The organism is Weizmannia acidilactici (assembly GCF_008974225.1).
GTDB classification, from domain to species: Bacteria; Bacillota; Bacilli; order Bacillales; family Bacillaceae_C; genus Weizmannia; species Weizmannia acidilactici.
In genome coordinates this window covers 58,895-69,271 of the sequence record NZ_BKZR01000016.1, presented here as the reverse complement: position 1 = coordinate 69,271, position 10,377 = coordinate 58,895, and the positions used below count along the sequence as shown (strand labels likewise).

12 protein-coding genes are annotated in these 10,377 nt (G+C 46.9%); 10 read left to right on the top strand and 2 right to left on the bottom strand.

Features of this window, described 5'->3' with window-relative positions; all coding sequences use genetic code 11:
• The first annotated feature begins 397 nt into the window (after positions 1 to 397).
• The 4 genes from GBH70_RS08035 to GBH70_RS08020 all read left to right on the top strand — a co-directional run bounded on the left by GBH70_RS08035 (position 398) and on the right by GBH70_RS08020 (position 3,069).
• Positions 398 to 1,117, top strand: a complete 720-nt coding sequence (locus GBH70_RS08035) for a metallophosphoesterase family protein (RefSeq protein WP_151680557.1) — start codon at positions 398 to 400, stop codon at positions 1,115 to 1,117.
• Positions 1,118 to 1,436: 319 nt separating this feature from the next.
• A complete protein-coding gene (locus GBH70_RS08030; RefSeq protein WP_151680556.1) occupies positions 1,437 to 2,198 on the top strand; it encodes an SDR family NAD(P)-dependent oxidoreductase in 762 nt (253 codons plus the stop codon).
• 20 nt (positions 2,199 to 2,218) lie between these two features.
• The gene (locus GBH70_RS08025) at positions 2,219 to 2,668 is read left to right on the top strand and encodes a MaoC family dehydratase N-terminal domain-containing protein (RefSeq protein ID WP_151680555.1); all 450 of its coding nucleotides are present in this window, start codon (positions 2,219 to 2,221) and stop codon (positions 2,666 to 2,668) included.
• A complete protein-coding gene (locus tag GBH70_RS08020) occupies positions 2,665 to 3,069 on the top strand; it encodes a MaoC/PaaZ C-terminal domain-containing protein (RefSeq protein ID WP_151680554.1) in 405 nt (134 codons plus the stop codon). Before GBH70_RS08025 ends, GBH70_RS08020 begins: the two co-directional genes overlap by 4 nt.
• A 38-nt stretch (positions 3,070 to 3,107) precedes the next feature.
• On the opposite strand, the gene gnd is transcribed toward GBH70_RS08020, so the two are convergent.
• A complete protein-coding gene (gene gnd, locus GBH70_RS08015) occupies positions 3,108 to 4,520 on the bottom strand; it encodes an NADP-dependent phosphogluconate dehydrogenase (RefSeq protein ID WP_151680553.1) in 1,413 nt (470 codons plus the stop codon).
• 249 nt (positions 4,521 to 4,769) lie between these two features.
• On the opposite strand from gnd, the gene GBH70_RS08010 reads away from it, so the two are divergent.
• The 3 genes from GBH70_RS08010 (at position 4,770) to murB (ending at position 6,516) form a co-directional block, all read left to right on the top strand.
• On the top strand, positions 4,770 to 5,015 hold the full coding sequence (locus GBH70_RS08010; RefSeq protein ID WP_151680552.1) for a DUF1450 domain-containing protein: 246 nt from the start codon (positions 4,770 to 4,772) through the stop codon (positions 5,013 to 5,015).
• Between the two features lie 66 nt (positions 5,016 to 5,081).
• Positions 5,082 to 5,582: a DUF1189 family protein gene (locus GBH70_RS08005; RefSeq protein ID WP_151680551.1), complete on the top strand. Its 501-nt coding sequence runs from the start codon at positions 5,082 to 5,084 to the stop codon at positions 5,580 to 5,582.
• Positions 5,583 to 5,604: 22 nt separating this feature from the next.
• Positions 5,605 to 6,516 (top strand): UDP-N-acetylmuramate dehydrogenase, encoded by a 912-nt coding sequence (gene murB / locus GBH70_RS08000; RefSeq protein ID WP_151680550.1) that lies wholly within the window; start codon positions 5,605 to 5,607, stop codon positions 6,514 to 6,516.
• 42 nt (positions 6,517 to 6,558) lie between these two features.
• Here murB and GBH70_RS07995 read toward each other — a convergent pair whose 3' ends face one another.
• Positions 6,559 to 6,900, bottom strand: a complete 342-nt coding sequence (locus GBH70_RS07995; RefSeq protein ID WP_151680549.1) for a hypothetical protein — start codon at positions 6,898 to 6,900, stop codon at positions 6,559 to 6,561.
• A 194-nt stretch (positions 6,901 to 7,094) separates the two neighbouring features.
• Between GBH70_RS07995 and GBH70_RS07990 the strand changes: the two genes are divergently transcribed.
• The 3 genes from GBH70_RS07990 (at position 7,095) to GBH70_RS07980 (ending at position 10,350) form a co-directional block, all read left to right on the top strand.
• Entirely contained in the window at positions 7,095 to 8,033 is a 939-nt protein-coding gene (locus GBH70_RS07990; protein WP_151680548.1) for an ABC transporter ATP-binding protein, read from the top strand.
• Complete coding sequence (locus GBH70_RS07985) at positions 8,030 to 8,977, top strand: ABC transporter permease (RefSeq protein WP_151680547.1); 948 nt, start codon at positions 8,030 to 8,032, stop codon at positions 8,975 to 8,977. The genes GBH70_RS07990 and GBH70_RS07985 overlap by 4 nt, the downstream gene beginning before the upstream one ends.
• Before the next feature lie 152 nt (positions 8,978 to 9,129).
• The gene (locus GBH70_RS07980) at positions 9,130 to 10,350 is read left to right on the top strand and encodes a cation:proton antiporter (RefSeq protein ID WP_151680546.1); all 1,221 of its coding nucleotides are present in this window, start codon (positions 9,130 to 9,132) and stop codon (positions 10,348 to 10,350) included.
• The last annotated feature ends 27 nt before the right edge of the window (positions 10,351 to 10,377 follow it).

Below are 10,377 nucleotides of genomic sequence, written 5' to 3'. Positions count from 1 at the left end.
TCAATGTTCAACATTAGGGTATGTGGATTACTGCCCTTGGATATAGACGTTTGCCCCAACCAGGCAAAAAAATTCCGGGCAGAAGCCTGTATTGGAAAACGGCTGCCTTTTTTGAACGGGGAAGTCCGCGGATAAATCGTGGCGTTAAACGAAAAACTTTACTCGGGTTTAAGATATGGTTCAGGTCGAGCATTTCATTGATTTTTTTCATGACATCATAAACAGGGCTGTGCTCTTTCTGTTGGGATTTTGCTTTTCCGAAATCTGCGACTTGTTCCCCTGTGCAGGAGCCGCCATTGTGACAGCGCAAAAGCGGCAGTATGTTCATTTCTTCCCCGGGTATAGCCGGAAACCGTTATGATATAATAGAGGAAACAGCGTTTTTGAGGTGATTGTATTGAAACTGGCATTTATTTCCGATATTCACGGCAATGCGAATGCGTTTGAGGCAGTGCTGGAAGATATTGAACAAAAAAGGGCGGATAAAATCTTTGTGCTCGGGGATCTTTGTTTCCGTGGCCCGGAGCCGCAGCGGGCGTATGATTTGGTCCAGTCATTGCAAACAGATGTGATCAAAGGCAATGCCGATGAATGGGTGTACAGGGGCGTCGGCATGGGCGAAGTTCCGGAAGCCGCTTACGAAATCATGAACAAGGAGAGGGACTGGGTCGTATCCCAAATGGGCCAAAATGCAGTAGAAGCGTTGCACCGACTGCCTGAGGAAGTGAAATATGAGTACGGAGGAATCAAAATCCACGGGTTCCACGCCACGCCTTACAGCTTGTTTGAAAATGTGCTGCCGGACAGCGGAAACAGCAAGCTGAAAGAAAAATTAATGCAGGAAGAAGCAGATATATACTTGTATGGTCATATCCATACGCCGTATATCCGCACCTTTGGCGGCAAAACGGTCGTCAACCTGGGAAGTGTCGGGCTGCCGTTTGACGGCGTTCCGAAAGCTTCTTACGCGATTGTCGAAATTGGAGAAAACGGCTTCCAAGTTTCCATTGTCCGCGTCACATATGATGTGGGGAAAACGATCAAGCAGTTTAAAAACTCCGATTATCCGAATAAGGAAAAATTGATCGATATTTTAACGCGGGCAAAAAACGATTAAATTTGGTTGGAAAAACTCCGGCGCCGGGCAAGCGCCGGAGTTTTGTTTACCCGGCATCAATGTTCCGCTTCATTGCTTTCATCTGCCCGATATGCTCCGCTTCGTGGTAAAGGGGTGAGCACGAGCAGGTCCCCGTAGTTTTAAAATCGACAAACGGTAGCTCAATCGGGATTTTTTCAGGAAAGTAAATGTTTCGATGCCGAAAGAAAAACAGAATATTTACAAAAGAGTGCAATGAGTCTAAAATATAAACAGCGTTTATTTTTTTGTGGATATTGAAAACGCTGCCAAATTTCTGCGGAAAAGGGGGAATCCGGAGTTGAAAAGGTTTGAAAACAGGGTTGCGGTCGTCACGGGTGCAAGCAGGGGGATCGGTAAAGCGGTTGCATCTGCTTTTGCGAAAGAAGGGGCAAAAGTCTGCCTCGTCGATATTAATGAAAAAGCCTTGGAAGAAACCGTAAAAGGATTAAAGGAAAAAGGGTATGACGTGATGGCGCAAACAGCCGACGTTTCAAAACGTGCACAGGTGGAAGCGGCGGTTTCGGCGGTGCTCGGGCAATACGACAAAATCGATATTCTCGTCAACAATGCGGGTGTGATCCGGGACAACCTGCTGTTTAAAATGACGGACGAGGACTGGGATACGGTCATGAATGTCCATTTAAAAGGGGCGTTTCTTTTCTCAAAGGCAGTCCAGCAAAACATGGTGGAAAACAAATACGGGAGAATCATTAACACCTCTTCCACGTCCGCGCTTGGCAACCGCGGCCAGGCAAATTACGCTGCCGCAAAAGCGGGCCTGCAGGGTTTTACGAAAACATTGGCAATCGAGCTTGGAAAATTCGGGATTACGACAAACGCAGTTGCGCCTGGATTTATTGAAACCGATATGACAAAAGCAACAGCAGAGCGGATTGGCGTCGATTTCAACGATTTTATCCAATATAACCAATCGATGATCCCGGTGGGCCGGACGGGAAAGCCGGAAGATATTGCTAATGCGGTGCTTTTCTTTGCCATGGAAGAATCATCATTTGTAAACGGCCAGGTGCTTTATGTCGCAGGCGGGCCGAAAGATTAAAAGGGGAAGGGGGGATACAGATGTTTGAAGAACTGATCGGAAAACGTTCGAGCACCGTATGGAATACGATTGAAAGGGGCGCCGTCAAAAAATTTGCCGATGCCATTGGAGATCCGCATCCCATTTACATTGATCCTGTCTTTGCCGCAAACGCCGGATTGAAAAACAACGTTGCGCCGCCGACATTCCCGGTTACGTTTGACTACGGCACAATTGAAGGGCTCGAGCTGCCGAAAGCGGGCCTCATCCACGGGGAGCAGGGCTTCGAATACAAACGTCCGCTTTATGTCGGCGAAGAACTGCTGTGCTGGAGCGTGCTTGAAAAATACCAGGAAAGAAAAGGGAAACTTGGGGAAATGGGGTTTCTTTTTATCAAAAAAGTTGCGGAAGACGAGAGCGGGGAAATCGTCATGACGTCTACGCAAATAATCATCATTTCCGAAACGGTGCGAAAGGGGATGAAAGCATGAGCCTGCGCGCGCTGAAGCCTGGGGAAAGACTAAAACCGGCTGAACTGCCGCCGGTTTCAAGAATGGATTTGATTAAGTACTCGGGGGCATCCGGCGATTTTAACCCGATCCATACGATTGATGAAGCAGCAAAAAAGGCGGGCCTTCCCGGGATTATCGCACACGGGATGTGGACGATGGGCAATCTTGGGAAACTATTCACCCCATATTATGAAGCCGGCTACATAGAAAAGTTCACGGTCCGGTTTTCGGGCATGGTTTTTCTTGGCGACCGGCTGACGTTAACCGCCCGGCTGAAACATTCGGCTGAGGGAAGGCAAACGTTTGAAACCGACGCCGTTAATCAGGACGGGGTCAAAGTCATTAAAGGTGAAGTGGTGTTTAAGCTGTTTTCTCCTTAAAAAAGAATCCCGCTTGTTCCAGCGGGATTCTTTCCGGATTATAATTCGAGCCATTCCGTATGGAAGACGCCTTCTTTATCAATGCGCTGGTATGTGTGGGCGCCGAAGTAGTCGCGCTGTGCCTGGATCAGGTTAGCTGGCAGCACTGCCGAACGGTATGAATCATAATAAGCGAGCGCTGCGGACAATGCCGGTACAGGGACGCCGAAACGCACAGCCGTTGCGATGACTTCGCGGAGGGCATCCTGGTAACTTTCGACGATTTCTTTGAAGTACGGGTCGAGCAGCAGGTTTTTCAAATGGCTGTCACGGTCATACGCATTTTTGATTTTTTGCAAAAACTGCGCGCGGATAATGCAGCCGCCGCGGAAAATCATCGCGATTTCGCCGTAATTCAAATTCCAGTTGTATTCTTCGGAAGCGGCTCGCATTTGCGCAAAACCTTGTGCATAAGAGCAAATTTTGCTCATGTACAATGCTTTTCTGACCGATTCGATGAACGCTTTTTTATCGCCGTCAAAGGCAGTGTTTTGCGGCCCTTTCAACAATTTGCTTGCCGCAACTCGTTCTTCTTTCATCGCGGAAATAAAACGGGCAAATACCGATTCCGTAATGAGCGGCAGCGGAACGCCGAGGTCGAGCGCGCTTTGGCTTGTCCATTTTCCGGTCCCTTTTTGGCCGGCCGTATCCAAGATGACATCAACAAGCGGTTTTCCGGTTTCCGGATCTTTTTTTGTGAAGATATCGGCTGTGATTTCGATCAAATAGCTGTCCAGCTCGCCTTTATTCCATTCGGAAAAGACTTCATGCAGTTCTTCCGCGTTTAGGCCTAGGATATTTTTCAGCAGGCTGTATGATTCGGAAATCAGCTGCATATCGCCGTATTCGATGCCGTTATGAACCATTTTCACATAATGGCCGGCACCGTCCGGACCGATATAAGTTGTGCACGGCTCGCCGTTGACTTTTGCGGCGATATCTTTAAAAATTGGCGCAACAAGATCGAAAGCTTCTTTCTGCCCGCCCGGCATAATGGCCGGCCCGTGCAATGCGCCTTCTTCACCGCCGGAAACGCCGGTGCCGATAAAATGGATGCCCAGTTCGCTTAGTTCCCTGTTGCGGCGCTGTGTATCCTTAAAGAAAGTATTGCCGCCGTCGATTAAAATATCGCCTTTATCGAGAAGCGGCTTTAATTGTTCGATCGTAGCATCGGTTGCCTCGCCCGCTTTGACCATCAGCAGGATTTTCCGTGGTTTTTCAAGCGAATACACAAATTCTTCCAGCGTATAATAGCCGAAAATATTTTTCCCTTCCGATTCTTTCAACATCGCATCTGTTTTTGAACGGGAACGGTTGTAAACCGAAACGGTGTAGCCCCTGCTTTCAATGTTCCAAGCAAGGTTTTTTCCCATCACCGCTAAACCGACCACGCCGATTTGCTGTTTGCTCAATCTAGACACCTCAACATTTTTTAATTATGTAAAAACTTACCATTCTAATGTTCCAAGGACATACAAAATGGAAGTCTTACATTATTGTACCAAATATACCTCATTATTATAAATGAAAAAACAATGGTTCCGCAAAATATTTGTATTTTCGAAAAGGCATGCACCTGTTAGGATTTTTTCCGCGTTTACAGTATAATGGACAATGATACGGTGTTTCCATAATGGATGCAATGAGAGGAGGAGTTGGGATTGGGCATAATCCTTGTTGAAATTTGCGAAGGCAGCCTGATCAACGCCATTGATGTGGAAGCCGAGTTGGAATCCCAATATCCCGAAGTTGCAGTCATTTCAAATGAGTGCTTAATGTCGTGCGGCTTGTGCACATACAGCCCGTTTGCCATTGTAAACGGGAAAAGGGTTTTTGCCGAAACACCTGGAGCATGCTTGGAAAAAATAAAAGCGGCAATTGAAGCGGAATTAAAGAATCTCCTTTAAAAAGGTTCTCGTTTTATCCCGTTTTTTATATTATAATGGTGTAATGGAGCGTACGGGGGAATGGGTATGGGAATTTGGGACGCATTTAAATACAGCTGTTTATTGCCGGGCAAAAAAGCAGCTTTCCAATTAAACCGGATTCCTATGGACAGGACAATCATGTATATTTTTCTGCTCGTTTTTGCGGTTTCCATCCCGCGTGCGGCAAATCTCGCTGCAGGCGGGGCGCCCGGATCGCTCAACATGATCCAGTTTGTTTTTTATTTTTTGTTTGTGTATGAGCTTTTGGCGGCATGTACCGTGCTCGCCGGCATTTCGCTGCTGGCCTGCTGCGGGTATGTGCTGCGGAAGCTGATGAAAAGAAAACTTGCATACCGGCATTTATGGAAAATGTCGTGCTACACCATAACGGTTCCACTCGTTTTACATACGATAATCGATGAATGGATGACAAAAAACGGGCTCGTCTCGGGTGTTGTGCTTGGCGGGTATCCGCTTGTTTGTTTGGTGCTGATGATCCGACATTACCCTGCGGCACGCCACCATCAGCAACCCGGGCCCGTGTAATGCAGCGAAGAAGGAGAAGACAATGGCGGAAAAGACGATTTTGCACGATCTACGTTCACTGGTTTATTCGGGTGAAGTGTTGCTGGATGAACCTTTAAGCAAATACACTTTTACCAAAACGGGAGGAAAAGCGGATTTCCTGATTTTTCCGCAAACGTATGAAGAAGTACAGAAAACGGTCCGGTTTGCCATTGAAAACGGGGTACCGTATACGATATTGGGGAACGGCTCCAATTTAATCATCAAAGACGGTGGGATCAGGGGCATCGTCCTGATTTTAACCAGATTAACAAAAATTTCGCATTCCGGAAATGATATCACGGCCCAATGCGGGGCGGCCATCATTGACGTTTCCCGTTATGCGCTCAAGCAAAAGCTTACCGGTCTTGAATTTGCTTGCGGTATTCCGGGATCGGTCGGTGGTGCGCTTTATATGAACGCGGGCGCTTACGGCGGGGAAATTAAAGATGTCCTGTCGAGCGCGCTTGTCCTCACGAAAAACGGCGGGATGAAAAGACTCAAAAAAAACGATTTGTCTTTCCATTACCGGAAGAGTTCGATCGCCGAAAATGGGGAAATCGTTTTGGAAGGAACGTTCAGCTTGGAGCCGGGGGACGATCGGGAAATCAAAGCGAAAATGGATGAGCTGACTTTTCTCCGGGAGTCAAAACAGCCGCTCGAATATCCTTCGTGCGGCAGTGTATTCAAACGACCGCCCGGGTATTTTGCGGGCAAGCTGATCCAAGACAGCGGCTTGCAGGGGACGCGGATCGGCGGCGTCGAAGTCTCCAAGAAACATGCCGGTTTTATGGTCAATGTCGGGGGCGGGACGGCAACCGATTATATAAATTTGATCAAACTTGTCCAAAAAACGGTCAAGGAAAAATTCGGCGTTGATCTCGAAACAGAAGTAAAAATTATCGGGGAAGACTAAGAAAGGCCGGTTCTTTTGCATAATCAAAAGAACCGGCCTTTTCTATTCTTTCCGGCGGATATCGATTAAGCGATTTCCGCGGTATTTGATTTTCACGTTTTCCCCTATGGAATAGTTTAAATATGTATCGCAATCCATTGAAAGGGTTTTACCATTGCTGAATTCCATGGCGCAGTACGGTTTAGTCGTCGTCGGCGCCAATTTTATTTTCCGTTTCGTTTTCACGCCTGTAGCAACCGGGACTTCTTTCCGGTTCGGCGTATAAAATTTGTCTACAATCTCCACGCGCTTATAGGAGCTGACAGGGCGTTGATAAAACAGCAGGACCGCGAGCAAAAGCAGGCAGACGGATAATAAAACAACTTTCCACGTGATTTTTGACATGGATCATCCCTCTAATTCCCTGGGCATCAAGCATCTTTTACTATGAATATATTATTGTGTATAAAACAAAAATATGATTATATCCGGTGGAACTGGATCACAACATATTTTTCCATTTGAAATTTATTGAAACCTTTATGGATCAATTCCGTAAATATTTATATAACACTAGTTTAACAGAAAGTAGGGATGATATGAGTGAAATTGCTCTCTCGGTCAAAGGGCTGACGAAACAAATCCGTTCAAAGAAAATCGTTGACAATGTCAGTTTTGAAGTGAAAAAAGGGGAAATCTTCGGGCTTTTGGGTCCGAACGGCGCCGGTAAAACAACGATCATCCGGATGATCGTTTCCCTGATCAAACGGACAAGCGGGGAAGTGTATATTAGCGGCAAAAGCCTTGACGAAGATTTTAAAGGTGCCATGAATGAAATCGGCGCGATCGTCGAAAACCCGGAATTTTATTCGTATATGACCGGGTACCAAAATCTTGTCCACTATAAAAGAATGTCAAGAAAGGAAATTCCGGAGGAAAAAATCATGGAAGTGGCCGGGCTCGTAAAGCTGGAAGGTGCCTTAAAACAAAAAGTAAAAACATATTCTTTAGGGATGCGGCAGCGGCTCGGCGTTGCCCAGGCCATTTTACATAGCCCGTTTTTACTTGTCCTCGACGAGCCGACAAACGGTTTGGACCCACAAGGCATCCGGGAGTTCAGGGATTATTTGCGCACGCTTGCGGCAAGCGGGGTTTCCGTGCTGGTTTCTTCGCATTTGTTGTCCGAGATGGAATTGATGTGCGACCGGTATGCCATCATTGAAAAAGGGAAACTGATCCACATTGAGACAATGGAAGAAACGACGGGCATACAAAATAACTCTCTCCGTGACATCATCTTCACCACGGATAACAGTGCGATGGCGATACAAGCAATTGAAAAACAATTTGATTTTGCCGTAAGCACCATGGATTCCTCACGGATAACGGTTTCGGCAGCATATGAAGATGCCGCCAAAATCAACGAAACATTGGTGAAAAGCGGCTGCAAAGTTTATGAAATTGCTTTTGAAAAGAAAACATTGGAAGAACGTTTCCTTGAATTAACGAATCACGGGGAAGAGGTGGAGAACAAATGATGGCATTGGTGCAAAATGAATGGATGAAAATTTTTGCCCGGAAAAGCGCATGGGTCTACATGCTCCTCATCGTGGCGATTGTTCTGGTGGCGGCCATTTTTTACAATAGAATTTACGGTAAAGATGACCCGGACTGGCGTGCAAAAATCCAGCAGGAAATCAAGGCGGATGAGCGGCTTATGCAAAAAGATCCTGATCAGTATGCCGATCTTGCGCAAAACATACAGAGAAATCAAGATTATTTAAAGTACAATATCAATCCGGATGCCCATTCTAACTGGCATTTCATGAACAATGTCGTCATTCCGCTCGGATCTTTCGTCACCTTGTTCAGTGTGATCGTCGGGAGTGCGAACGTTTCGTCGGAATTTGCAACGGGCACCATCAAGCAGCTTATGATCCGGCCACATGAAAGGTGGAAAATCCTGCTGTCCAAATATATTGCCGTTACTGCATATTCCATTTTGCTGCTCGCCGTGCTGCTTGTTTCAGGATTTGTAGTCGGCTTAATTTTCCAGGGCGCCGGGGGCTTCCATACAAAGTTTATTGAAGACAGCCTGGATTTTAACAACTATCAAATTAAAGAAATCGGGCCGCAGTTTTTTCTGAAATTTGCGCTGTACCTGCCGAGCCTTGTGATGGTCAGCGCGATTGCGTTTATGCTTTCGACGCTATTTAAAAGCCAGGCATTGGCGGTCGGGATTGGGATCTTTGCTTTGTTTATAACCAATACAGTGGGCGGCATTCTCCTGTTTCTCATGGAAAAGTACCATTGGGTAAAATTCCTGATTTTTCCGCATCTGGACCTGTCCGTCTTTGCATACCAGGATAAACTGGCAGGGGGTGTCACATTGCCGTTTTCGCTCGCTGTGCTTGCGGTTTACTATCTTGTTTTCATGGCCTTGACGTTTTGGTATTTCCAAAAGCGCGACATTGCTTCTTGACAAATCGTAATAATCCAAGTAAAATATGAATCAACTAAATATGGTCGGTCAATGGAGGAGTCTGTCACCACAGGCTCCTCCTTGCTTTTTTCACTATTAAGGGGCTGTGGCGGCATTCTCCTTATCGATTGGGCCGATAAGGAGTTGAGGAGATGTTTATTTTACAATTGGCCTTGATTTTGTTTGTATCCAAAATCGCCGGGGACATCAGCGTCCGCCTCGGCCAGCCGTCCGTTGTCGGAAAGCTGGTAGCAGGGATTGTGATCGGCCCGTCTGTGCTCGGTCTTGTCCACGATTCCGAACTACTTTCGGAAATGAGCCGGATCGGGGTCATTTTATTAATGTTTCTGGCAGGCCTTGAAACAGATTTGGACGAATTTAAAAAATCAGCGAAATCCTCCATTTTGGTCGGATCTGTCGGAGTTGCTTTCCCGCTCGTTTTCGGGGCGCTGGCAGGACGCTTGCTCGGTTTGGACTGGCTCGGCGCTGCATTTTTAGGTCTGCTGTTGTCGGCGACAAGCGTCAGCATTTCTGTCCAGACATTGAAAGAACTTGGAAAGCTGAAATCGAAAGAAGGCATGGTGGTACTCGGGGCGGCTGTCATCGACGATGTGCTTGTGATGGTTGCATTGGCTTTTTTGATGAGCCTCGCCGGTGGGGACACGAATCTAGGGATTGTCCTTTTGAAAAAAGCGGTATTTTTCTTCATTGCCATCTTCGCAGCTTGGAAGGTCGTGCCGTGGCTGCTCGGGAAGCTTCCATATTTGAAAGTGACGGAACCGCTGCTATCCGGATCGTTCATCATTTGCTTTCTTTTTGCTTATTTTTCCGAAACCGCCGGGGTTGCCGCCATCATCGGCGCTTATATTACCGGGATTGCAATCAGTACGACAAAATATCAGGAGAAAGTATTTCATAAAACGGAAACGGTCAGCTATTCCATTTTTGTGCCGGTTTTTTTCACTTCGATCGGCATCCAGACCGAATTGGAGGGGACCGGTCCATTTTTAGGCATGATGGCTATCCTCATCATCGTTGCTGTTCTTACGAAGATCGCGGGCGGTGGACTCGGTGCGAGGTGGGCGAAATTTTCATGGGAAGATTCGCTCGGCATTGGAAGCGCGATGGTCTCGCGGGGGGAAGTGGCACTCATTATCGCCGGCATCGGCTTGGAGGAAAAACTGCTTTCCGGGGATTGGTTCACCGTTCTGGTAATGGTTGTACTCGTGACCACGATCGTAACGCCGGTGATGATGAAGTTCTTCTTCCGCGGTAAGCAGGAAGCTGTTTCCGTAGAAGACCTTAAAAAAAGCGATGTACAAGCGGACGCATACACGGGCTTTCCGCCGAATAATATAGATAAGAACAAGTAAGGACAAGCTAGCCCATAAAAAGGCTGG